22 protein-coding genes are annotated in these 24258 nt (G+C 57.6%); 11 read left to right on the top strand and 11 right to left on the bottom strand.

Annotation, left to right across the window (positions count from 1 at the left end; translation table 11 throughout):
• The first annotated feature begins 144 nt into the window (after nt 1-144).
• The 3 genes from tldD (at nt 145) to CPH65_RS11870 (ending at nt 3298) form a co-directional block, all read left to right on the top strand.
• Nucleotides 145-1560, top strand: a complete 1416-nt coding sequence (gene tldD / locus CPH65_RS11880) for a metalloprotease TldD (RefSeq protein WP_096176379.1) — start codon at nt 145-147, stop codon at nt 1558-1560.
• Nucleotides 1561-1985: 425 nt separating this feature from the next.
• Nucleotides 1986-2870: a proline dehydrogenase family protein gene (locus CPH65_RS11875; RefSeq protein ID WP_157747654.1), complete on the top strand. Its 885-nt coding sequence runs from the start codon at nt 1986-1988 to the stop codon at nt 2868-2870.
• 59 nt (nt 2871-2929) lie between these two features.
• Complete coding sequence (locus CPH65_RS11870; RefSeq protein ID WP_172891512.1) at nt 2930-3298, top strand: DnaJ family domain-containing protein; 369 nt, start codon at nt 2930-2932, stop codon at nt 3296-3298.
• A 69-nt stretch (nt 3299-3367) separates the two neighbouring features.
• Here the strand turns inward: CPH65_RS11870 and CPH65_RS11865 are convergent, their stop codons facing one another.
• Nucleotides 3368-4249 (bottom strand): MipA/OmpV family protein, encoded by an 882-nt coding sequence (locus CPH65_RS11865; RefSeq protein WP_096173657.1) that lies wholly within the window; start codon nt 4247-4249, stop codon nt 3368-3370.
• 444 nt (nt 4250-4693) lie between these two features.
• Between CPH65_RS11865 and CPH65_RS11860 the strand changes: the two genes are divergently transcribed.
• The 3 genes from CPH65_RS11860 to CPH65_RS11850 all read left to right on the top strand — a co-directional run bounded on the left by CPH65_RS11860 (nt 4694) and on the right by CPH65_RS11850 (nt 8669).
• On the top strand, nt 4694-6523 hold the full coding sequence (locus CPH65_RS11860; protein ID WP_096173656.1) for a DEAD/DEAH box helicase: 1830 nt from the start codon (nt 4694-4696) through the stop codon (nt 6521-6523).
• A 319-nt stretch (nt 6524-6842) separates the two neighbouring features.
• On the top strand, nt 6843-8321 hold the full coding sequence (locus tag CPH65_RS11855) for an MATE family efflux transporter (RefSeq protein ID WP_096173655.1): 1479 nt from the start codon (nt 6843-6845) through the stop codon (nt 8319-8321).
• A 135-nt stretch (nt 8322-8456) separates the two neighbouring features.
• Nucleotides 8457-8669 carry a DUF2093 domain-containing protein gene (locus tag CPH65_RS11850; RefSeq protein WP_096173654.1) on the top strand — a complete coding sequence of 71 codons (213 nt, stop codon included), beginning with the start codon at nt 8457-8459 and terminating at the stop codon, nt 8667-8669.
• Nucleotides 8670-8721: 52 nt separating this feature from the next.
• Here CPH65_RS11850 and lpxK read toward each other — a convergent pair whose 3' ends face one another.
• The 6 genes from lpxK to CPH65_RS11820 form a co-directional block, all read right to left on the bottom strand.
• Entirely contained in the window at nt 8722-9744 is a 1023-nt protein-coding gene (gene lpxK, locus CPH65_RS11845; protein ID WP_096173653.1) for a tetraacyldisaccharide 4'-kinase, read from the bottom strand.
• A gap of 14 nt (nt 9745-9758) precedes the next feature.
• On the bottom strand, nt 9759-11090 hold the full coding sequence (locus tag CPH65_RS11840; protein WP_096173652.1) for a 3-deoxy-D-manno-octulosonic acid transferase: 1332 nt from the start codon (nt 11088-11090) through the stop codon (nt 9759-9761).
• Nucleotides 11091-11480: 390 nt separating this feature from the next.
• The gene (locus CPH65_RS11835) at nt 11481-12185 is read right to left on the bottom strand and encodes a lysophospholipid acyltransferase family protein (RefSeq protein ID WP_096173651.1); all 705 of its coding nucleotides are present in this window, start codon (nt 12183-12185) and stop codon (nt 11481-11483) included.
• Nucleotides 12186-12382: 197 nt separating this feature from the next.
• Nucleotides 12383-12616, bottom strand: coding sequence for a DUF4170 domain-containing protein (locus tag CPH65_RS11830; RefSeq protein ID WP_096173650.1), 234 nt, complete (start codon nt 12614-12616; stop codon nt 12383-12385).
• Nucleotides 12617-12818: 202 nt separating this feature from the next.
• Complete coding sequence (locus tag CPH65_RS11825; RefSeq protein WP_244574386.1) at nt 12819-13649, bottom strand: 3'(2'),5'-bisphosphate nucleotidase CysQ; 831 nt, start codon at nt 13647-13649, stop codon at nt 12819-12821.
• Nucleotides 13636-15006 (bottom strand): TldD/PmbA family protein, encoded by a 1371-nt coding sequence (locus CPH65_RS11820; RefSeq protein ID WP_157747653.1) that lies wholly within the window; start codon nt 15004-15006, stop codon nt 13636-13638. Before CPH65_RS11820 ends, CPH65_RS11825 begins: the two co-directional genes overlap by 14 nt.
• Before the next feature lie 291 nt (nt 15007-15297).
• On the opposite strand from CPH65_RS11820, the gene CPH65_RS11815 reads away from it, so the two are divergent.
• Complete coding sequence (locus tag CPH65_RS11815) at nt 15298-15945, top strand: DUF6101 family protein (RefSeq protein ID WP_096173648.1); 648 nt, start codon at nt 15298-15300, stop codon at nt 15943-15945.
• A gap of 55 nt (nt 15946-16000) precedes the next feature.
• Here CPH65_RS11815 and fabF read toward each other — a convergent pair whose 3' ends face one another.
• The 3 genes from fabF to CPH65_RS11800 all read right to left on the bottom strand — a co-directional run bounded on the left by fabF (nt 16001) and on the right by CPH65_RS11800 (nt 18725).
• Complete coding sequence (gene fabF / locus CPH65_RS11810) at nt 16001-17290, bottom strand: beta-ketoacyl-ACP synthase II (RefSeq protein ID WP_096173647.1); 1290 nt, start codon at nt 17288-17290, stop codon at nt 16001-16003.
• A 52-nt stretch (nt 17291-17342) separates the two neighbouring features.
• Nucleotides 17343-17771 carry a MarR family winged helix-turn-helix transcriptional regulator gene (locus CPH65_RS11805; protein WP_157747652.1) on the bottom strand — a complete coding sequence of 143 codons (429 nt, stop codon included), beginning with the start codon at nt 17769-17771 and terminating at the stop codon, nt 17343-17345.
• A gap of 117 nt (nt 17772-17888) precedes the next feature.
• Nucleotides 17889-18725, bottom strand: a complete 837-nt coding sequence (locus CPH65_RS11800) for a patatin-like phospholipase family protein (protein WP_096176378.1) — start codon at nt 18723-18725, stop codon at nt 17889-17891.
• Between the two features lie 170 nt (nt 18726-18895).
• Here CPH65_RS11800 and CPH65_RS11795 point away from each other — a divergent pair, with 170 nt between their 5' ends.
• The 3 genes from CPH65_RS11795 to CPH65_RS11785 are packed head-to-tail and all read left to right on the top strand — an operon-like array spanning nt 18896 to nt 21506.
• A complete protein-coding gene (locus CPH65_RS11795) occupies nt 18896-20149 on the top strand; it encodes an AMP-binding protein (protein ID WP_157747651.1) in 1254 nt (417 codons plus the stop codon).
• Nucleotides 20146-21279: a thiolase family protein gene (locus CPH65_RS11790; protein WP_096173644.1), complete on the top strand. Its 1134-nt coding sequence runs from the start codon at nt 20146-20148 to the stop codon at nt 21277-21279. The genes CPH65_RS11795 and CPH65_RS11790 overlap by 4 nt, the downstream gene beginning before the upstream one ends.
• Before the next feature lie 29 nt (nt 21280-21308).
• Nucleotides 21309-21506 carry a heavy-metal-associated domain-containing protein gene (locus tag CPH65_RS11785; protein ID WP_210201009.1) on the top strand — a complete coding sequence of 66 codons (198 nt, stop codon included), beginning with the start codon at nt 21309-21311 and terminating at the stop codon, nt 21504-21506.
• Nucleotides 21507-21982: 476 nt separating this feature from the next.
• On the opposite strand, the gene CPH65_RS11780 is transcribed toward CPH65_RS11785, so the two are convergent.
• Nucleotides 21983-22933, bottom strand: a complete 951-nt coding sequence (locus CPH65_RS11780; protein WP_096172544.1) for an IS481 family transposase — start codon at nt 22931-22933, stop codon at nt 21983-21985.
• A gap of 77 nt (nt 22934-23010) precedes the next feature.
• Here CPH65_RS11780 and CPH65_RS11775 point away from each other — a divergent pair, with 77 nt between their 5' ends.
• Nucleotides 23011-24147 (top strand): hypothetical protein, encoded by a 1137-nt coding sequence (locus tag CPH65_RS11775; RefSeq protein ID WP_096173643.1) that lies wholly within the window; start codon nt 23011-23013, stop codon nt 24145-24147.
• The last annotated feature ends 111 nt before the right edge of the window (nt 24148-24258 follow it).

Below are 24258 nucleotides of genomic sequence, written 5' to 3'. Positions count from 1 at the left end.
GCCAAGACCCTTATGTCTAGTTGGAGTTCACAGAATTGCAACAAAGCACCCGGACACATCATGCATTCCTTTTCCTCCGCCCTGCCAGCCTCCCTACAAGCCATCGCGCCCGCCAGCAGTCTCGTGCTGGGACAAGGCGGCGATATGCTCAACAGCTACGGGCTCGACAAGGAAGAATTGCGGCGTCTTCTGGCTGATACAATTCAGGGCTCGGATGACGGCGAGCTGTTCTTCGAGCAAACCCAGTCGGAGAGCCTCATCTTCGACAATGGTCGCCTGAGAAGCTCTGCCTTCGATACCGGTCAGGGGTTTGGCATGCGCGCTATTGCTGGAGAACTGGCTGGCTATGCCCATTCGGGCGAAATGGACATGAATGCGCTGCGTCGGGCCGCCGACAGCGTGCGCAATGTTGCAAAAGGCTACAGCGGCATCGTAGCAGGGCCCCCGCCGCGGGCCAATCACAAATTCTATGAAGCCATCAATCCGGTCGACGACATGGCACTGGGTGCAAAGATCGCCCTGCTCGAGGAAATCGATGCCTATACGCGCGACAAGGATCCTCGCGTGCGGCAAGTCACCGCGTCCCTGTCAGGCGGCTGGCGACGGGTTGCGATCCTGCGCGCCACGGGCGAACTGGTTGAAGATTTCCGCCCTCTCGTGCGGATCAATATCTCCGTTGTTGTGGGCGAAGGATCGCGCAAAGAGACAGGCAGTCACGGCTTTGGCGGTCGGGATTCCTATGAATTCTATCTCAAGGACAATGGCCTTGAAGGTGGCTGGCAAAATGCTGCCGATGAAGCAATCCGTCAGGCCCTCGTCAATCTGGAAGCCGTCGACGCACCGGCAGGCGAACTCGATGTGGTGCTCGGGCCCGGCTGGCCTGGCGTCCTGCTGCATGAGGCGGTGGGCCACGGTCTTGAAGGGGATTTCAACCGGCGCAAGAGTTCGGCCTTTTCTGAGTTGATGGGCCAGCAGGTGGCGGCAAAAGGCGTCACGGTCGTTGATGACGGCACCCTTTCAGGCAAACGTGGTTCCTTGCAGATCGACGATGAAGGCACCCCGACCCAGCGCACCACCCTCATTGAGGATGGCGTTCTGGTGGGCTACATGCAGGATCGGCAGAATGGTCGCCTGATGGGCACCTCATCGACCGGCAATGGCCGCCGCCAGTCCTATGCGCACCTGCCCATGCCGCGCATGACAAACACGCTCATGGAAGCGGGCAATCACGACCCCAAAGAAATTCTGAAATCGGTCAAAAATGGCCTCTATGCGGTGAATTTCGGTGGTGGTCAGGTCGATATCACCTCGGGCAAGTTCGTCTTCTCCTGCACCGAAGCCTATCTTGTCGAAGATGGAAAGATCGGTCCGCCGGTCAAGGGCGCAACGCTGATCGGCAATGGCCCCGAAGCGATGAAACGGATCTCGATGATCGGCAATGATGTCGCGCTTGATACCGGCATTGGCACCTGCGGCAAGCAGGGTCAGGGTGTGCCGGTGGGTGTCGGTCAGCCGACGTTGCGTCTTAACGGCATCACGGTCGGCGGCACCCGAACCTGATCAGGCGAGGCGCGCTGTCTTCAGAATCGCGTTCGCGCCAGCAGTGCGGCACGCAGTCCACTCGCCGTGCCGATCTGACGGCAGCGCTCGTGCTCGTCTTCCCTCTGCCGCTTTCCGTCTCATGCTAGCTGCGACACTTGCGCACAGGCAAATCGACATCAAAGGCGTGTGAACCAGCGGTCGCTAGACGAGCGTGTGCCTTGATGCCCTGTCGCTGGGCAATGTCGCCAAGACACTGCAAACACGTCTCATCTCTTGTCTTGAGGCGTCTTCAGTCATGCGCTCGATAGAAGGAAGCGCTTGCAAGGCTATGCAAATTGCGACACAGTTTCTGATCTTTGCTACAATTGGGGGATAGCAAATTGAGAAGAACCTGGCAGGCCGGGATGATCGCTCTTGCGCGATCTCAGGCCATGAAGTCATTCATGCAAAATAACAGGAGTACGACTGCGCTTGCCAAGCGTTATGTCGGAGGGGCAAATGCCGTCGAAGCGATGGATTGTGCCGTTCGGCTGGCCGAGCAAGGGATCAGCAGCTCCTTTTTCTATCTGGGTGAGTATGTAGACAGCCCAAAGCTGGTAGAACAAAACATTAACGCACTGCAGAGCCTGATCAACCTGATCGAAAAGGCACCGATTGAGGGCAACATCTCTGTCGATCCGACGCAGGTCGGCTGCTCCATCGACTGGAACAGCGGCGCTGCCGCCTTTCGCCCACTCTGCAAAGCGCTCAAAAAGGCTGTCAACAGCCGCCCGGGGGCTCATTGCATCATGATCGACATGGAAGATCATAGCGTTGTTGGGCAGACGGTCGACCTACACAACGCATTGTCTGATGAAGGGTTTCCTGTCGCCCTGACCCTGCAGGCCTATCTCAGGCGTACTGCTGATGATCTGGTGTCGGTCATTGCGCGCGGCGGTCGAGTGCGTCTGGTCAAGGGGGCTTTTGTGGCTGGCGGTAACATCGCCTACGTCGGTGAGCGGGCCGTCAAGGCCAACTACTACCGCCTCATTGACCTGATGCTGTCCAAGGAAGCCCGTGACAATGATTTTTGCCCGGTGTTTGGAACCCACGATCACGAAATCCACGCCTATGTCATCGAGAAAGCGGCTGAAATGGGCTGGTCGAAAGGCTCCTACGAATTCGAAATGCTGTATGGGGCACGGGATGATGTGGCGGCTGATCTGGCGCGAAGAGGCGAAGCCATCCGGCTTTATCTGCCATTCGGTTCAGATTGGTGGCCGTATGCCATTCGCAGGATCGGCGAAAATCCGAAGAATCTCATGTTGCTGATGCGCAGCCTGCTCTAGCACTGGCGCTAAATTTGGCTCTGGCCGGGTCGATCACGGCTCCTTGATGTGCACGTTTCTTGACAAGACCGGGCATTGGCCCAACACTTTGGTATCCGTCCAACGTCAGGGATATCGCCGCCATGGGCCATCCGCTTGAACATGTGATTGAAGAGCGCATCAGGGAAGCAATGGAAAAGGGCGATCTTTCAGATCTGCCCAACGCAGGAAAACCCATAGCCAATCTGGCCGAGAGCACCGAGGATACCCTCGCCCGCGTGATGCGCGAGCAAGGTGGCAAGCCCGCCTTCGTTCTGCTCAATGGCAAATTGCAAGCCTTGCTGACGCGCATGACCGAAACGGATGATCCGCTCGCCCGCAGGGCGATCGAGCAACAGATCGCCGACTTGCGCACCAAGCTTGCCATTGAAAAAGAACGGGGAAGCTGAACCTTTCCTTGCGGGACACCGCCCGCTTGAAAAGCCCCCTTCCCCGCCTGTCATTCTGCGCCCGATCGGCTAGAAGCTGTAGGTTGCGAACACCGATCCAGACATCTGGTTGCTGGTGCTTGAAACCGGGCTCTTGTCTGCATCGCCAACAAGACGCTTGTATTTGATCGTGGTGCCGAGCAGAAGATTGGGGCCGACCGGCTTATAGAGTCCAGCCTCGACGCCCAGGGCCTTGAAGCCCGCGGCCGCGCCAAACACCGACTTGCCCGAGCGTGCCGACTGGGTGGCTGTTACGCCATAATATTCCTTCATGTAGACCTTGTCGGCCCATTCGGCAGACATGCCAAGGCTCAGAGCTGGCCCCGTCATGCCGTGTCCGGGCACATTGGGGTCGGGGCGCACTGCACCGGCATCCGCACCGCCAACCATGGCCAGCGGTATGAAGGTCTTGATCCCGAATTCGCCGCTCACACCTTTGGAGCCGGCGAAATACTTGGTCACGTTGCTGTAGGCCTTGACCGGTCCGGCATCATATTCGATGAACGCCTTGGCGTTGAGGCCACCATCAATATCGCCCAGTCCGTTCAATTCGGAGCGGCTGTCCTTTTCCTTGCGACCGAAATTGTAGCCAAGGGCCGTGCCCAGCTTGAAGCCGTTGTGCGAAAAGACATTAATGCCCAATCCCTTGCGGACATCGAAGAACAACGTGTCGTTCCAGACGATGCTGACAAAGGGGACGGGCATGACCTTGTAGTGCTCGGAGCCCTCATATTCGGGGGTGACAAACAGCCCTCCCCCTAGAGAGATATCCCAATAGCTGGCGTCGGAATAGCCGCCTGCCATCAGTGTGTCGTAGACATTATCCGCCTGTGCAGGCAGAACCGTGCCGAGCATAAGAAGAGGTACGGCGCAAGAGAGCCTTGCGCGCAGCGTGGTATAATTTGTAGCCATGGCGAAATCCAAACTCGTTCAAGCAATGACCCCTTTGATTCTCCCTATTTAGATTAACACCAGGTGAATCAACGCCACTTTTTTACCAATTGTTGAGCATTCCCTTCCTTTTAGCAGCGCTCCCAAGGTCGCATCACCGCTCCTTGCGTACTTCACCCGTCCCACCTAGGCCCTTTTGAGGCGCTTTGAAGATGTGAGGAGAGAATCGGTTCGGCAGCCTCATTGAAGCTGCGAGCCTGAATAACTCATAAAACAGCCGGGCAAGAATTGACCTTTCGGCGAGCCTGCTATAGAAGGAGCGCTCACCCCGTGCAACAGTAGCCGATTGATTGATGACAGGTGGCCAGACCGACCTGTCGTTTTGGGGTAGGGCTTCGAGACGCGGGATTATTTTTTGAAAAGCCGGACCCTTGGTTCGGCGTGGACATCCCGGAAAGTCTCTCTATGACTCAATTCGACGCTGTGCATCCCGCTCTCGGGAGTGCATTGACTGCGCGTGGCTATGAAAATCTCACTTCTGTTCAGACGGCTGTTATCGAAGACGAAGCCAAGGGCCGCGACCTTCTCGTCTCGGCTCAGACCGGCTCGGGCAAAACGGTTGCCTTTGGCCTTGCCATGGCCGAAAACCTGCTGGACGAAGAAGGTGCCCTTCCCCGTGCAGCGGAGCCTCTGGCTCTGGTGATTGCACCAACCCGCGAACTTGCACTTCAGGTCAAACAAGAGCTTACCTGGCTTTACGCCGAATGCGGTGCCATCATTGCATCCTGCGTCGGCGGCATGGATATCCGCAGCGAACGGCGCGATCTGGTGCGTGGCTGTCACATCCTCGTCGGGACGCCGGGGCGTTTGCGCGACCATATCGAACGCGGCACGCTTGATCTCAAATGGCTTCGCGTCGCTGTTCTCGATGAAGCAGACGAGATGCTCGATCTTGGCTTCCGTGAGGATCTGGAATTCATCCTGTCAACGGCAGCCGAGGAACGCCGGACCTTCCTCTTCTCGGCAACCGTGCCGCGTCCCATTGCGCAGCTGGCCAAGACCTATCAGCGCGATGCCCTGCGCATCAGCACGGCAGAAGAACGCCAGCAGCATGCTGACATCGACTATCACGCCCATCAGATTTCGGCCAAAGACAAGGAAAGAGCCGTCATCAACGTGCTGCGCTTCCACGAAGCGCCGAGCACCATGATCTTCTGCGCAACCCGCGAAATGGTGCGCCATCTCTCCTCACGCCTCAGCAACCGCGGCTTTGCCGTTGTGGCGCTGTCCGGCGAGTTGAGCCAGACGGAACGCACCCATGCGCTGCAATCCATGCGCGATGGCCGGGCCCGTGTCTGTGTCGCGACCGATGTTGCGGCACGCGGCATTGATCTGCCGAACCTCGATCTGGTGATCCACGCGGATCTTCCCAACAATGCGGAAGCCCTTCTGCACCGTTCGGGCCGAACAGGCCGCGCAGGCCGCAAGGGTGCTTGCGCACTGATCGTCCCGCACAACAAGCGCCACGTCATTAACCGCCTTCTGAAAACCGCCAATGTGCGTGTGCACTGGGGTCCGGTTCCGAGCATCGACGATATCGTGCGTCAGGACCAGAGCCGCATCTTCACCCATGAGGCACTGACGACCGGGCATGACGACGCTACGATGGAATTGGCGCGCTCGCTGCTGTCCACTTATGGCGCAGAACAGATTGCAGCCGCTTTCCTGTCGACCCAGCAAGCTTACTATCAAGCGCCCGAGGATGTCTCCGACATCATCGAGACGCGCGATGAGAAACGTGAGCCCCGCGAACGCAACGACTTCGAGAACGGCATCTGGTTCCGCATCAATGCGGGCCGCAAGCACCGTGCAGAGCCGCGCTGGCTGTTGCCGCTCATCTGCCGTGTTGGCGGTTTCTCCAAAAAGAAAGTCGGCTTCATCCGCATTCTTGATGGCGAGACCATCTTCGAATTGGCTCCCGATGTTGCGGATCGCTTTGAAGACATCACCGAGACCGAAGGAACCGGCGAGAAAAGCCTGCGCATCACCAAAATCGGTGACCGTCCCGAACAATTGCTCGGCTCTTCAGGGCGCGGCGCGCCGCGGGGCAAGAAAAACACTCAGGGCGATGATGATCGCAGACGTGGCGGCAACAAACGGTTTGACAAGCGCACAGAAGGGCGCAGCGAAGGACGGTTTGACGGTCGCAAACGCAGCAATGGCGAAGGCCACCCCAAGGGGCGCAAGGAAAATCGCGGCAAAGCGTCAGGCAAGTTCGCCACTGATCGGGTCTGATCAGGGATTGCAGGGATAAAGCTGCATATGCGGCTTTATCTTATCTGCCATCGCGAATGAGCATAGATAACAAGGCTCTTGCCTCTTTTTATTTTGCCCAGACGCGTCTATATTGATGATCTACTCTCTACGACGGGCATGCCAGGTGACGATGTCATCCGACATGCCCAACTGTTTTTATGGCCCTTGTCACCCGATACATTGGATTGTTCGGCGATTGAGGGATATGCTGCCCGCCAAAGATGTATAAAGCTGTCTCGAAAGAGGCCTTGAGCCGTCAGCGCCCGCGCGCTCCGGCATAGACCCCACAGGATGGTATATGACAACTGAGGACACGCAGCCCGAAGACTCCCGTTCAAAAGAGCAACCGTCTCCCCAAACCGCCGCTCAACGCGGCAAGTTCGTCACCGGATCCATCTTCCACCACGTCGTCACCATGACGGCTGCGGGATCGGTCGGCCTTCTGGCTGTCTTTTCCGTGGACTTTGCCAACCTGTTCTATATCTCTCTGTTGGGCGAAACTGAATTGGCGGCGGCGATCGGCTATTCCGCAACGATCATGTTCTTCAACAACGCGGTGGGCATCGGCATGACCATCGGTGGCTCGGCCATCGTGGCGAGGGCCCTTGGGCCGGGAGACAAGGAACTGGCAAGACGACGAGCCGGGAGCGCCCTGCTCACAGTGCTTGGCCTCATGGCGATACTGGCGAGCTCGATCTACATGTTCATTCCCGAGCTGCTGACCCTGATTGGTGCCGCCGGTGAGGCGCACACCGTCGCCGTGGGTTTCTTGTCCATCGTCATTCCCTCCCTGCCGCTGCTCGGCATTTCCATGATGCTGGCCGGTTTTCTGCGCGCCAGTGGTGATGCGAAAGGCTCGATGTTCGTTACCCTTTCGGGCGGCTTTGCCTCGGCGATTCTCGACCCGATCTTCATTTTCGGGTTTGATATGGGCGTTGAAGGCGCGGCTATCGCATCGGTTCTGTCGCGGTTGGTGATGATCGGCGTCGGTTTGCGGGGCGCTGTTTATCTGCATAATCTGGTACACCTGCCGCGCAGCCTCAAAGAGGTTGTCGAGCATTGGAAGGTTCTGCTGCCAATTGCCCTGCCCGCCATTCTGACCAATGTCGCCACGCCGGTCGGAAATGCCTATGTGACGATGGCTATCGCGCCTTATGGCGACGAAGTGGTCGCAGGCTGGGCGATTGTCGGGCGGATCATTCCGCTGTCCTATACCGCGCTCTTTGCCCTGTCCGGTTCGGTCGGGCCGATCTTCGGGCAAAATCTGGGGGTCGGGCAGATGGACCGCGTCAAGGAAACCCTCAAATCCTCGATGTATTTCATTCTGGGATATACGACACTCGTCTGGCTTATCCTGTTTGTCGCGCAGGGCTGGATCGTCATGGCCTTTGGTGCCGAAGGCAACACCGCGCAGTTCGTGCGCTACTATTGCACCTGGATAGCGCCAAGCGGCATCTTTCTGGGCTTCCTGTTTGTCACCAATGCCGCGTTCAACAATCTTGGGTATCCGACCTATTCCACCGGGTTCAACTGGGGCCGCGCGACGATTGGCACGATCCCTCCCGTCATGTTGGGGACCCATCTTGCCGGAGCTGAAGGGGCGCTGTTGGGACAGGCAATCGGCAACTGCGTCTTCGGTCTTGCTGCGATCCTGACGTGCTTTTATGTCATCAGCCGCAAAAAGGCCGATATTGATCCGGACGGATCAGAGGGGCCCGGGGATTACTATTCGCAGCGGGCGCTATCGCCACTCTCCTCGGGCAAGGCCAACATGTGATGCGCATTAAAGGCTGGCCAACCATGTTCATTGGCGAGACTTTTCGCATCACAGCGCTGGTCAACAAAGCTCCATGGCGCTAGAAAGAACGCAAACGAACAACAGACACTGACGATCAGGAGCCAAGAGAAGATTATGATCACACTGCCAAGCTCCGGCAAGGAAGCCAAAATCCGCTATCTGGACGCGGACTACCAGATCTTGTCCGGCGGCACCTTTGTCACCTGTGCCGTTACAGGTCGCCCCATTGCGCTTGAAGACCTGAAATACTGGTCTGTCGCTCGCCAAGAGCCCTATGTGGATGCCGCAGCGTCCTATGAAGCCGAGAAGAAAGCCATGAAGGCCTGAGCGACCTTTAAGGCTCAGGCTCGGGATGCTCGGGATGGGCCGAACGGATACCTTAGCGGCGCGAGAATTTGCGCTGCGCCTGTTCGATGGCCCGTCGCGGAAAAGCCCGGTCGTCAAAGACCATGTTGACTTCGACCACATGGGCCTTGCGTGCCAGCTTGTCACCTGCCTTACCCAACCCCACGAGACGGACGTGGTCCTTGGCCGTGGTCACGATGGACAGATTCTGGTCCTTGGCCCGCTTGAGAATGGCTTCGGCTTCCGCCTCGGTGTAGGGGTGATGGTCAGCAAACTCCATCTGGTCGACCCGCTCCAGTTCCAGCTCATCCAGCGTATGATAGAATTTCTCCGGGCGTCCGATACCGCAGAATGCAAGAACGTGCGTACCGCCCAGAAGATTGCACTTGCCGGGGCGCAGGCTTGCATGATTGGATGCCTTGCCAAGCTTTGCCGCCAACTGCCTGAGGCGCGGTGCCCGTTCCCCTTCGCCGATGACGATGAACTGATCCGCCCGGCGCACCTGTGGCAGCAGCGGAGCGCGCAAGGGACCGGCAGGCAGGACAAAGCCGTTGCCGATGCTCTGCTGTGCGTCGACCGCCACGAGCGTCAAATCCTTGTAGAGATAGGGGTTCTGGAACCCGTCATCCATGATGATGATACCGCCACCGTCACCGCTTGAGGCGACGTCCTCGGCCAACTTGGCGCCCCCTACCCTGTCTCTGGCCACGATGGTCGGCCCGATCCGCGCGAGCAGCAAGGCTTCATCACCGACATCCCGGACACGGTGCGTCTTGGGATCGACCTTCAGGGGGCCGCCCTCGGTTCCGCCGTAGCCGCGTGTCAGGAAAATGGGGGACAGTCCGATCGCGCGGGCAGCAGCCCCGATTGCGATGACCATCGGGGTCTTGCCCGCTCCACCGGCAACCAGATTGCCAACACAAAGCACAGGAAGGTGAGCCTTGTAGCGAGCCGGTTTGTTGAATCGGGATAAAGAAATACGGCCATAGAGAAAGCTGACGGGATAGAGCAGCCAGGCAAGCATGCCCCGCTCCTTCCAGAAACCTGGAGCCTTCATGTCCGATTTTCTCCTTAAGGTGCGCGAAACCCTGCATCGGTGTTGGCGCGATTCAGTTCCGCATTGATCTTGAGCGGATTGAGAAACGGCGTCAACTCCATCATTGTCCGATCAAGCGCCCCAGCAAAGGGGCGCAGGGCCTGACGTGCCAGTTCCGAACGCCTGTGCACCTCGGCGGAGGAGGAGAAGAGACGCGCCAGAGTCTGGATGAGATCGCGCTCGGAATTGAGGCGTTCGGCCCCGCCAATCCGGTCAAGAGCCTCGTAGATATCGCCGAAATTGCCGGTATGAGGCCCATGCAGGATCGCGCAGCCGAGGCGGGCGGGTTCAATGGGATTCTGCCCGCCATGGTTCACCAGAGACCCACCGACGAAGGCAACCCGTGACAAGCGGTAAAAAAGCCCGAGTTCTCCCAGCGTGTCGCAAAGATAGACGCTGGTCTGGGGATTAAGGCCCGGTGCAACGGAGCGGCGCTGAACGTTGGGGACCAGCAGCTTGACTTCCCTTTCGATCTCCTCGCCCCTTTCGGGATGACGCGGCACGATGATCGTGAGGAGCTGGGGCATGCGTTGCGCCATGCGCTTGTGAGCCTGAGCCAGCAGGCGCTCCTCTCCGGGATGCGTACTCGCGGCGATCCAGACGGGCCGGCTGCCGATCACTTCGCGCAGGGTCCGAAGCTCCTGCTCGTCGGCGGCGGGCGGCGGCACATCGAACTTGAGATTGCCCGTCACTTCCACATTGGCCACCCCGAGCTGAAGGTATCGGGTGCGGTCCTCTTCGGTCTGGGCGAGACACAAAGGCACATTGCCGAACATTTGCCGCACCGCAAAGGGAAACTTGGACCAGCGTTCGTAGGATCGCTCGGACATGCGCCCGTTGACGATGATCAAAGCAATGTCCCGGTGGCTGAGCTCGGTCATGATATTGGGCCAAAGCTCTGACTCGACAAACAGGGCGAGGTCAGGCTGCCAGAAGTTCAGAAAACGCTTCACGAAAGGAAGAATGTCGAGCGGAACGAACTGGTGCATCGCGCCTTTCGGCAAGCGCTGCTCGGCAACTTGGGCAGATGTCACCGTGGTGGTTGTCAGCAGAACCCGCGTTCCGGTCTCGACGATCTGCTCGATGAGCGGAATGATGGCATTGGTTTCGCCCACCGATGCCGCATGCACCCAGACCAACGGGCCAGAGGGACGATCAAAGGAGGCTTTGCCGTAGCGCTCGTTCCGCCTTGCCCGGATCTCCTTGCCGCGCGAATCCCGCAATGTCAGAAACAGGGGAACGATCGGGCTGAAGGCATAACCAGCAGTGCGATATGCCGAAAGTGCGATGCGTCCTGACCAGTCCATACCTGTTCTGTTCCGTTCCGTTTATCCAGTGGGCGGCTTATGGGCTAAAGATGGCAGAAGCAGGGCCGCATCCCGATCAAACAATGCTATGCTGACACGATGCGCCAGACACGCGCACCTTGCTGCCCTCAAAGATAATAAGACTGTTCTGCCAACCCGGATGCGGGTCCATGTTTGCACGGGGCTCTACAAACCTTTTCGCACCTATACCATCTCGGTGGGGATTTAGAGATTCCTTTTTTCGGCAACAGGGATAAATTCCCAGTATTTTGAATATTTTTTTGTAAAAAATGCTATATTTACCAATGGATAAACACATTGAAACAGCGCCTAGCACCTCAAGAAGGCCTCGCGCTGGTCATGACCAAATGCATCCCGCGTCAAGCAGCTTCACCCACGTTTAGAACGCAGGCTGCCATATGCTCTGTCGGTCACGGCGTTGAGCTGCGCCTCCACGGTCTTGCGTGCCTCTTCGAGGGCGTCCGCGTCAGCATCGTGATCAACATAGATCGGATCGCCAATCACGAACCCTGCCTTGCCGAACGGCAAGTTGATCGAAGCCTTGTCCCACGTGTTGAGATCAATTCGGCAGGAGGATGCGTAGGCGATGGGCACGATAGGACGGCCCGAAAGCTTGGCCAGCGTGACAACGCCGAGGCCGCACTGGCGCGCACCGGTTTTCGGCACGTTGACCGTCATTCCGACATTCACGCCTTCTGCAAGAGAGGAGACAAGGTTCTTCAGCGCCGCGATGCCGCCCTTTGTCATGGTCTTGGCTCGATTGCGGCCACCGGAGCCGCGCACCACTTCCACCCCGAGGCTCTCAGCAGCAACGCTGTTGAGATGGCCGTCGCCAGAGCGCGAAATCAGAAGACGCATCCGGAAGCTTTTGCGGCGCACCAGCGGCATCATGAAATGCTGTCCATGCCAGACCGCGACGATCACCGGTTCCTCAGCCTGTACCCGGTCATAGGCGTCGTCGTAGTCGGTCACGATGCGCGTGGTGTGGTGAACAAGCCGGAGCCAAAGCGCAATCAATCGCCCTGCGATGGTCAGTACGGTCTTCGAGCGGGCGATTTTCTTCAATTCTGGCAATTTTTACGTCTTCCCCGGTCTTTCCATACGCCGCAGGCACCCCATTGCACATAAGTTGTGCAATGGGGTGCGGCCCTGATATAGGGCTATTTGACCTTAAAGGAAAGGGCAACGCACCACTCTGTCACAGGAAGTGAGCCGAAATGGGCACCTCCTCCTTTGCGCGGGAAGCGCTTGTGGGCAATCGCCTGAACCGCCTATTCTTCCTCAGGGTCCATCAGACGATGCATGTGGACGACGAAATAGCGCATGTGTGCATTATCAACCGTGCTTTGCGCCTTGGATTTCCAGGCATCGAATGCGGTCGCATAATTGGGATAGATGCCAACGATATCGAGCTTGTCGAGATCCTTGAATTCAATGCTTTCCAGATCGGTCAGTTCGCCACCGAACACCATATGCAAAAGCTGTTTTGGCTGTTCTTCAGACATAGTCTCTCTCCAGTCCTTTGGTCAGTCCGCGCCTGTCGAGGTCAACGAATAGAGGCCGTTCGCCTCGTCAGCATCCTTACAGGCACATGGTTTGTTCCTTGGCAGATCTATCCGTAAAGAACAGAAAGGGCCAGAGTCGACTGCGCATAATGTGGGGATTGATGCCCCAGATACTGCGAAAGTCGAGTTCCGAAGAGTGCCCTCAGTGCCGTTTGGGGAACGGCAGAACCGGCATGATGGCTGCCATCAGGTCCGCAATCGGGTGACCGGCTGCACAAAGGCACCCGTGGCGACAGTCTTTGCGATTGTATCGAAGAGGCTGGTTGGCATTGTCACGCAGAACACCACCGGCTTCCTCGAGAATGAGATCAGCGGCGGCCAGATCCCAGTCATTGGCATGTTCACGGGCAAGCGCCAGATCAAGCGCACCATTGCCGACCATCACAATGCGATAGGCCAACGAGCGAATATAGCCACGCCCTTCAACCCCGGCCCGGGCCAGCGGCCCCTTGTCGATCACAATACGCGGACCGGCGGCGCGTGCGCCCTCGAGCGTGCGCAGTTGCGGACAGCGCAGTCTGGCTCCGTTCAGGGTTGAACCTGACAGTTTGGAAGCCAGATACATTTCATGCCGCACAGGTGCATAAAGAGCGGCGGCCACCGGCCTGCCGTTTTCCACCACGGCAAGGGAAATCGTCCATTCGGTGCCGCCATCAATGAAGGCGCGGGTTCCGTCGATGGGATCAATGACAAAGACCCGCCGCTTCTCGAGGCGGTCGTCGCTGTCTTCGCTTTCCTCGGACAGCCAGCCATAATTCGGGCGCGCCGCCATGAGGCGCTCTGCAATCAGATTGTTGACGGCCAGATCGGCTTCGGTGACCGGACTGTCATTTTTCTTGGTCCAGACCTCTGGGTCCTTCTTGAAGAATTTGAGCGCAACGTCCCCCGCCTCACGCGCAACCTGTTCAAGGAGCTTGGTGTCTTCACGAAAGGCATGATAGTCCGCGCAAGGCGTCATCTTATCGTCCTGCAACAGTCATTCCCTCGATCAGAATGGATGGCGCGTTGACCGCCTGTTCGAAATTCAGGTCATCCGCAGGAATGATCCGCGCGAACATGTCGCTGAGATTGCCCGCAATGGTGATTTCGGAGATGGATTCGGCGAGCTCGCCGTTGCGGATACGGAACCCTGCAGCACCGCGCGAGTAGTCGCCCGTCACGCCGTTGACACCGTGCCCGATGAGGTCGGTGATAAAGACCCCGTCCTTGACACCACGGATCAGGTCTTCCTTGGTCTGTGACCCTGGCGTAAGCGTCAGGTTGGTCGTCGACGGATAGGGGTTTGCACCGGAGCGCGTTGCCCTGCCGTTGGTCTTCAGGCCCAGTTCGGCAGCTGTGGCGCTGTCGAGCACCCATTGGTTCAGATAGCCATCCTCAACCAGCGCCAGTGGTTTGCAATCCACGCCTTCGCCATCGAACGGACGGGAGCCAAGGCCGCGGACCAATGTCGGGTCATCGGTTATGCTGATGCCTTTGGGGAAAATCTGACGCCCGAGACGATCCATCAGGAACGAGGTGTGGCGCGCGATCGCGGTGCCGTTGATGGCCGAAGCCAAATGGCCAATCAGCGAGTTGGCAACTCTGGGCTCGAAAATGACGTCGTAGGTGCCGGTTTCCATCTTGGCAGGATTGACCCGCCCCGTGGCGCGTTCGCCTGCCCTGCGCCCCACATAGGCGGGGTCCTTGAGGTCTTCTCTGTGCACGGCCGCCGAGAAGGAATAGTCCCGCTCCATATTCATGCCCAGCCCGGCAATGGCGGTGGCCGAGAAGGAAATGCGCGAAGTCAGATAGGCACCGACAAAGCCATGCGAGGTGGCCAGCACGGCTCCACCCAGAAAATGACCTGCGGTGGCGCCACCCGATTTGGTGACCCCGTCCACTTGCAGCGCCCCCTCTTCGGCCTCATAGGCCATCTTGAGCAGCTCTTCGGTGGTGGGAATGCTCGGATCATAAGGATCAATCGCAGCGACGCGGTCGATGACGATGTCATTTTCCATCAGGTCACTGCGTGCCGCCAGACGTGCGAAAGGATCGCGCGGCGACAAGCGGGCCATAGCAACGGCGCGTTCTGCCAGCTTGGCCAGAATTTCGGGATCCGATGTGGTGTTGGTCGAAATGGACGCCTTGCAGCCATCGATGAAGACCCGCAAAGCCAGCGAGTCATTCTCCGAGTGTTCATTCTCCTCAGGCGCTCCGTCGCGCAGGCCGACCGAACTGGAAACCGCGCGGGCGGCAACGGCATCTGCGGAGTCTGCGCCGGCTTTGATTGCAGCCTCAACAAGATGTTGGGCTCGTTCAAGGTTTACGGACTGGTCGAGAAGGTCTGACATGAAGGCTCTTTGCTTGCGGTTCCGGAAATCGATTACGCGAGAGGCGTTCGGATTCCTCAGTCTTAGGGGCTCTTAGGAAACGGAGCAAGTAAAAAGGCATTGGCCCATTGACGCAACCAGTCGTTTGATTGGTTAGGGAAAAGTGAATCTCCCACCTCGGTAACCATTCCCTAACCCTATAAAATATCACGCTTTTTTAACCCTGCGACTTAAGCAAATAAACAATGGTTCCTGCTAGCTTGGAGGCATCAAGAAAGAAGCATCCGAACAGGAGCTCACAGGAGAAGGCACGTGAGGCGTCACGACAATCATAAATACACGGAAGCCATTTCCTACCAGATCGAGGGGGCGGCACGCGTCGACCCCCACGACCTGATGAAATATTTCCAATCCTCGGACATCCGATCGAAAGTCGCCAGACTGGCAGGGCAGGACGAAGCAGACCTGTTTGGCAGTCAGGTGCCCGGCATGGTGCAGATCAAGGAAGATTATGCCCTTGTCGAAAGCATCCTGACCTGCGGTCTGCCGCTGATCGTTCGGGTTCCCATGTCCTATTTCAAGGGCGTTGGTGCGCGCTTTGTCGTTGGCAAGCGTGAAGGCTCTCCGCTCATCTGTATTCTGGAACTCGTCCATGACGATCCGAATCTGACGGTTCCGGTCATGGCCACCACCGATCTGGAAGAGGCGGCCGTTGACTGGAAAAGCTGGTCTCGACGCTATGGTCTATCGATGCTGCACCAGCCGCTCGATGCGGACGGATATGTCACCGTCGACTGGGAACGCGGTGTACCGGCGGGACTGGCTCCCGGACCGATCAAACCGCGCCGCCATCACGCCCAGTTCGCGGCACGGCGCCCACGCTTCCTCGTACGGCGCAAGGTTGGCATCAGCGGTGAACTTGCCAATGTATCTGGCCGTGAAATTATCGCCCGCACCTGATTTGTGCTGCGGGCGTGCCCGCTGTTGGTCGCGCCACCAAGGCTCCCCTCGCTGATCACGAAACCTTGCGCATGACCAGCGCCGCGTTGACACCACCGAATCCGAAACCGTTCGAAAGAATGCTGTTAAGCCGCTTCTTCGTCACCTTGTTGGGCGAAAGCTCGAAGATATCGGCGTCGGCTTCCGACTCGTCGATGTTAAGGCCCGGCGGCACCAGATCCTCCCTCAGAGCCAGCACCGAATAAACCGCTTCAATGGCTCCAGCGGCTCCGAGCAAATGTCCAATAGCCGATTTGGATGAAGTGACGGCAAGATCCTTGCCGCGTTGCGGGAAGACAGACCGGATCGCGGCGATCTCGGCTGCATCTCCGACCGGCGTTGAGGTGCTGTGCCCATTGATATAGTCGATGTCGGCCGCGTCGGCTCCGGCCATTTTCAAGGCAAGCCGCATGGATCGTGCGGCACCGGATCCATCCGGACGACCAGCGGTGACATGATAGGCATCGGCCGTCGTGCCGTAGCCTGCGAGCATCGCTAGAGGAATAGTCCCCCTTTTTCTGGCATGGCTCAATCGTTCAAGCACGAGGGTCGCGGCACCTTCGGACAGCACAAAGCCGTCATGGCCCTTGTCAAAAGGACGCGAGGCCTTTTGCGGCTCGGCATTGTGGCTGACCGACAAGGCTCTGGCAGCAGAAAAGCCACCGATGGATACCGGATCCACACAGGCATCCGCACCGCCGCAAACGGCAACATCCGCTTCGCCTGATGCAATCAGCCGCATGCCATCGCCGATTGCCTGTAAGGATGCAGCACATGCGGTCACCGGACAGCCAACCGGTCCGGAAAATCCATAACGGATGGAGACCTGACCTGCGGCCAGATTGGCAAGAAAGGACGGCACGACGAACGGTGAAAGCTTGCGCGGGCCGCGTTGCTGTACTGTTGTCACCGCTTGGGTAATCACAGGAAAACCGCCAACACCAGTTGCGATGATCGTTGCTGTTCGGTCTTTTTGCTCCTCATCTTCCGGCTTCCATCCCGCTTGCGCCAACGCTTCTTCAGTTGCCGCCAGCGAATACTGGATGAAGAGATCCATCTTGCGCATGTCCTTGGCGTCCATATGATCCAGAGCATCAAAGCCGTGCGGGTCATCCTGTTTGGTTGGCACCAGACCGGCAATCTTGCAGCCATAGTCTGCGGTATCGAACCGGGTGTTGGTGACAATGCCGCTTTGACCGGCAATGAGACGCTTCCAGTTTGTCGCAACACCAACCCCCAGCGGGCTGACTGCCCCTAGTCCCGTGACGACGATCGGATCGTCGGTCCTTTCCTCCAGATTGCGCATTGTTCATTCCTTTTCATCATATTTCGTGTATATACACGTTAAAGCGAAAATTTTACATGGTGCCGAGCAGGTGCAACACGGCGCGATATTCGTCGACATCCTGTTCAGCAAGTCGGGTTTTCATGGTCTCTCGGGCCTCAAGCCACAGCGGAATGAGCTGATCGAGCAGAGCCTGACCCTTGTCGGTCAACATGCAGACCCTGCCATTGCCCTTGTCGGCTCGTTTTTTGACAACCAGTTCCTTGCGGACCAGCCCATCGAGATTGCGGGTCAAGGTTGACCGATCAAGATCCATCAGCGTGGCGATTTCGTTGATTGTCCTGCCTTCGTTGTAGCGCAGGAACATCATGACGAAATATTGCATGGAGGTGGTGCCGTATGGTGCCAGCGTGCGGTCATATTTGCGGGTCAGGGACCGGGCTGTCTTGACTGTATTGAGGAACAGGCACCGTGGGTATTCTTCTTCCACGTTGACGCTCATGTCAGTTTGTTTTCCATCATCACGCATGGCGGCACGGTATCATGTATATACACGAAGTCAAGATGGCCCCCACTCTGCAAGCCAGCCACATCGGGTTTTATCGCGGTGGTGAAGGGTTCAGCTTTCCATCAAAAGCGACAAAGAGCGCTTGACCTCATCCTTGCTTGCTTCGCTGGAAGCAAGGATATCGGCAGCCTTGAGGAAGTCGAGCGGACGGAAACTGGCGATCAGCGGTTGGACCAGAATATCAACCTTGTCGTGACGCATCTTCTCGCGCTGAATCGTCTGCATCAGGATCTGCGTTGCACCGAACCCCATCTCGAACGATCCGACTTTGCCATCAGCAGGCTTTTGCGGCAGGCCGACCACATCGATGGCAATGATGATGTCCACCGCGCCCCTGAGATGATCAACCGGCATGGGATTGACGCAGCCACCGTCGATCAACACCTCATCCCCGATCAACACCGGGCGGAACAAAGCCGGTATTGCCATTGAGGCAGCCATGGCTTTCATGACGCTCCCCTCGCGCATGATCACTTCTTCACCGCTGAAATAATTGGTCGCGGACATGGTCACGGGAATGGAAAAATCCGCGAAATCGGGCTTGATCTCAGGCGGCAGAAAAGCCTCGGCGAGCCATTCGGGATCAAACTGCGCCCAATTGCCGATGTGTCCGGGCGTTGCGAACAGCTCGGAGAAGCTCTTGGGTCGGTTCTGCCAAAGGCGTGACAGCACTTCGCCGCGGTTGCCGAACAGGTCGACCACATAGGTTCTGAGGTCGGCCCCGGACATGCCCGAGCCATAACAGGCAGCGGCAAGGGCACCGATGGAGCAGCCGGAAAGAGCAAACGGCTTGATGCCCAATTCATCCAGCGCTTCCATGATCCAGATATGCGCAAGGCCTCGCGCGCCGCCGCCACCAAAGGCTATGCCGACTGTTTTTTCACTCATCGCCGTTATCCAACTGTTGGGCAAACTCAAAAAGTTGATCGGAATCAAGGGAATTTTGACCAGGCTGCCGTTGAAAGGCAAAGGCCAAACCGTGCCGAATGTATCAATCTGGCTAGATTGACACAATTGGCGCGCCCCTCTTACGCTGATACAGGATTTATATCTGGATTTTGACAAAATTGTTTCATCAGACCTGTTCCGCACCCATATTTCGGCGTTCGGCCAAAAGCACGATCCACATTCCTTCGCATCGCGCCGACCTGTCGGCTCAAGTCGATGCGCTGTGCAAAGGGATTGCGCTTGGCCACAGCATCCATGCGTCTCCGGACGGCATTGCTATTCGGTCACCAGAGGATGCAATGGACGGGCAATGGCTCTATTGTCAGAGCTCGGGCTCGACAGGCAGGGCCAAAACGATCAGGCGCAGACCAGCCTCGTGGATTGCGAGCTTTGACGTGACCGCAGCGCGCTTCGGTGTCGGGCCGGAGGACACCTATGCGGTGCTCGGAGCCCTGAGCCATTCTCTGACCCTTTATGGTCTGATGGAAGCAATGCATCTGGGGGCTGACTGCCATTGTCTTTCCGGCCTTAAGCCGCGCAGCCAATATGCGGTGCTGCAGTCGGGCGCGGTGAGCGTGGTTTATGCGACGCCATCACAATTACGCCTGATGCTGGAGACGAAAAGCACAGACAAAACAGGCAAAGCGGAGGCCGAGGCTGTTCGCCTGATTTTCTGCGGTGGTGGCAAGCTCGATGAACCAACCCGTTTGGGTTTGAAACGCCGATTTCCCGGGGCCGCGCTTTATGAATTCTATGGCGCATCAGAGACCAGCTTCATCACCATCTGGGATGAAAGCACCCCAGCCGGCTCGGTGGGACGCGCCTATCCCGGTGTCGACCTGCGGATTGGGGAAGCATCGGAGCCTGCGCAAGATGGTGTGGGGGACATCTGGGTCAGAAGCCCTTACCTGTTTGATGGATATGAGGGGCCGGACAGTGGCGACACTCGCTGGCAAGATGGCTGGGTCAGCGTTGGGGAAATGGGCGCGCTGGATGAGACTGGCAATCTGTTCCTCAAAGGCCGCCGCAGCCGCATGGTCACCATCGCTGACCAGAATGTATTTCTGGAAGATGCGGAAGCGGTTCTCCTCGCCGACCCAAGAGTGCGGCTTTGCGCCGTGTTGGCCGAGACCGACAGGGTGCGCGGACATGTGCTGGTTGGTGTGGTCGAGGTTGCCGACGGCTCCATTGCGGATGGGGCTTTGGCCGAAGCGCTCGTGTCGCTGGGCCGCGCAGCCCTCGGCCCGCTTGCAGCCCCAAGGCAGATCCGCTTCATTGATGCCATGCCGATGCTTGCGTCAGGCAAGCCGGATCTCAAGACACTCGAACTCTGGCTTCAGCAACGACAGGAAGCGTGCCAATGACCCCTCTCTCTCCGTCCTATGTCATCGCGGCAAGGCGCAGCCCGGTTGCCCCGCGCAGCGGGGCCTTTGCCCACCTTGCCAGTCACGAGTTGTCGACACCGGTGATCAAGGCTTGTCTTGCGGATGCCGGGCTAAGCGGTGATGCGGTGGAGGAAGTCATCCTGTCGAACGCCCTTGGTGGCGGCGGCAACCCGGCCCGGGTCTCGGCCCTTGCGGCAGGCCTGCCGGAGACCGTGGCCGGGCTTTCCGTCGACCGGCAATGTGCGGGCGGCCTTGATGCGCTGATGCTGGCCGATGCGCTGATCCGCTCCGGTCGACACGAGATTGTTCTGGCTGGTGGTGTGGAGAGCTATTCCCGCCGTCCCTTGCGGTTTCGCACTTTTGCCGATGGGTCTGCACCGGAGCCTTATGAGCAATCCCCCTTCACGCCATGGCCGGATCGGGATCCGGATATGGCAGAAGCCGCCAATGCGCTTGCCGAGCATATGGGGGTTGGCCGCAAGGAGCAGGACCTATACGCCATCGAAAGCCACAAGAAGGCGCTGGCTGCCCAGATGGAGAACCGGCTGGAAGATATCGTTGCCATCGACGGGATCGCGTCCGATGCCTTCACCCGTCCGCTTAGTGAACGCCTGTGCGATCGTGCGCCGGTGCATGCGGGCAGCATCACCTCGGCCAACATGAGCGTTGCGGCGGACGGGGCGGCCTTTTGCCTTGTGGTTTCGGAACGGATCGCGCGGTCCCTCTCCTGTTTTCGGATGGAGATTGTCTGCGGCGGCACGGTCGGCGGTGATCCGGCTATGCCCGGTCTTGCACCGGTCAAGGCGATCACCGGCTGTCTTGGCAAGGCTTGTGTCCGGCCTTCCGAACTGACGGTGGCGGAAATTATGGAAGCCTTTGCGGTGCAGGCGATTGCCTGCCAGCGCGGTGGCGACCTGCCCATGGACATCGTCAATCTTGGCGGCGGTTCGCTTGCGCGCGGCCATCCTGTCGGCGCGTCCGGGGCCATTCTGGCCACCCGCCTTTATACCGAACTCAAGCAACGCGGCGGCACCGGTCTTGCGGCCATCGCGGCGGCTGGTGGATTGGGCACGGCCCTCATTGCCAAGGCCACCAACCCGGACGTATAGTGCGCCCAAACAGAATAGGAGACAGTCCGATGATCAAACTCAATGTTCAGGAAATGGCCTGTGGTGGCTGTGTGAAATCCATCAAGGAGGCAATCACCGCCGTTGATGGCAGCGCCGAGGTCAATGCAGACCTTGAAAGCGGCACCGTGGAAGTCACCTCGTCCGCCGCGCCCGAAACCGTGCGCCAGACCATTGAGGAAGCGGGCTTCCCCGCCCAACTCGCCTGATGACCTGAGCAAATACGACCAGACATCTAAAGGAAGCGGGCAAGTCCCGCTTTTTTCACATCTTTTGCGTGTGCGCGGCTTGCCATATCTTCCCGTTCTGTGCAGTCTTGGTTTCAAGACGGGGAAACGCATGTCAGATAGATCAATCTTTCGGAATTTGACTTTTTCCCTTTCGGGCATTGCCGGTGTAATCGGTGCTATTCTGGCCGGATTGGGCGGTATTTTTATCACCCAAGGATCTCCTGTTTTAAACGGAGCAATCTGGGCGGCGATCTTTTTCATCCTGTTTGCCGTTTTTCTCTCCATTCTTACGCTTGTTGACGCACAACCACCGGTGAGAGAGGGGGTTCTCAAATGGATCCGCAAGCGGGACAATATCTGGGTCTATTCTACGCTCGTCCGGTGGTTTGACAGGTTCTTCTCTGGCTATATTTCAAAGGCCCAGATGAGAGCCGGTTTGGACGCAGAGCGGCGCCCTAGTTGTTCGGTCCCGGGATTTGATGGATCGGATTCATTTTGAATCTTTCCGGATCCTCTGTCCACTTTTTGCAGATAAATTCGTATGGGGTCAGGCCCCTTAGCGTCTTCAATCGTCTAGCGAAGTTGTAGGCATCTATGAAAACAGCCAGATGCTTCTGGAGTTGCTCGTGATCGTCGTAATGGAACCGTTTGACGGTGGCATCCTTAATAGTCCGGTTCATCCTCTCGACCTGACCGTTGGTCCATGGGTGCTTCACTTTTGTCAGGCGGTGTTCAATGCCGTTTCCAGTGCAGACCCGGTCAAAGATGTGCTGGAACTCATGGAGATCGCGAGACCGATTGGTGAACTGGATGCCATTGTCGGTCAGAACAGTATGGATGGTATAGGGCACAGTGGCGACCAGATTGCGCAGGAACTGTGCAGCATTCATCTTTCCTGCCTTGGTATAGAGTTCAACGAAGGCATACTTGGAAGTCCGGTCAATAGCCACAAAGAGATAGAGCTTGCCTTCAGCTGTCTGTACCTGGGCAATATCGATATGGAAATAGCCGATCGGATAGCTCTTGAAACGCTTCTTTGGCTGCTTGTCGCCTTCGACACTCGGTAGTCGCGAAACTCCGTGTCGTTGCAGGCATCTGTGCAGTGAAGAGCGCGTCAGATGCGGGATTGTCGGCTGGAGTGCATAAAGGCAGTCGTCGAGAGGCAACAAGGTATGCCTGCGGAAGGCGACAATGGTCGCTTCTTCTTGCCGCGAAAGCACAGTCGAACGTGGCTCCTTCGGTCCGGTTCTTAAGTCCGCTTGTGAGGTGCGCGTCTTCCACTTGACGACCGTTTTCTGATTGATGCCGTATCGCTTGGAAAGCACTCTCAGGCTCTCTTGACTATTTTGTATTGCTCGACGGACTGCCTCTGTCGTCGTGGCGCTGCCGTGTAGAACTTGGCCCATAGTGCTTCCCTCCATTCAAATGAGAAAGGTGCACCATCAAAGCATGGGATCAAACACCTAGTGCATTTTCCTGGCCGGTGATCGACCTTTCACTGCGCCTCGCTGTAGCCTATCCGCTGCTCTTCATGCTGCTTCAATGGACCATTACAGGAGAGGATACCGGCTTTGGAAGTATCATTATTTTCAAAGCCGCAAACGCTTGGATTCGTTACGGCCTGACCTGTCTCATTGCGCTCATGATTGTCTTTGGTATTCTGGCGTCAGCCAGCCCGAACGCGACTGTGAAAAAGCGTTCGGGCTGGCTGTTTTGGATAGCAGGCGCATTCGCAGTCGCATTCGCAGGCGCAGGCGCAGTCGCATTCGCAGGCGCAGTCGCATTCGCAGGCGCAGTCGCATTCGCAGGCGCAGGCGCAGTCGCATTCGCAGGCGCAGGCGCAGGCGCAGGCGCATTCGCAGTCGCAGTCGCAGGCGCAGTCGCAGTTGCCTATTTTACCGAACGTGGCTTTGGACGCTTGGCCTATGGTTCACTTATCCTCGTATATTTGGCTGCAGCCCAAATTGCGATCATTCTGGCATCGCATTTAGCAACCGCCCCCAAACATGAACTACTTCTGACCAGTTTCTCGATTGGTGTTTTACCCCTCATCAACGCCAGCTTTGACTATTTGTCCTATGGCACGACGTCTTGCTTGCTGCGCAAGGGGTTGGTCAGCAGAGGCTCACGAAAGCTCATCTACGGGCTGGTCGATATTGGTGCTGCGATCCTCATCCTTTATGGGGTCGCTCTCAGCGCCTCCCTTTGCCTCAGTCTCATCAACCACACTTCCGCAACCCCGCTCCTGCCTCTCGGACCGCTGCTTGACGCTCTGGAAGATGATAATAGCCGAGGGGCCTATACATGGCTCTATGTCAGCCTGCTCACCACGCTGGTGCCTACGGCTATGCATCTTGTCATCGTCATGCTGAGCGCCACCACGTGGATTCGCATCGGTGCCAAGCAGTGGATGGCATTGAAGATTGATAGTGAAGGCCATGATGGAAACCGGTTGCTCGGGGTAACAAGCTTCGCTTTGTTCATGACAGGGTATGCCATGCTCATCCTTGCCTTTTTTTTCGAGCTTTGCCCCTGGCTTTTCGAGAATTTTGGAGCTGGCGCCAAGGCATTGCGCTACACCGTCGAATTCACCTTGCAGCTGTTTGGTTTGATTTCTTAACCCTATTGCTCCGGTTTCATCCCGAGCGATCAGGGATTTTTTGCATTTTGCAGCAAAATATTCCTGTTTTTCATCAGAAGGCTGAAATGCAAAGACTTTGTTTACCCTGTT

This window comes from Cohaesibacter sp. ES.047 (genome assembly GCF_900215505.1).
GTDB lineage: Bacteria > Pseudomonadota > Alphaproteobacteria > Rhizobiales > Cohaesibacteraceae > Cohaesibacter.
Note: the sequence above shows the minus strand (reverse complement) of the source record. Positions and strands in the feature narration are given on the sequence as shown.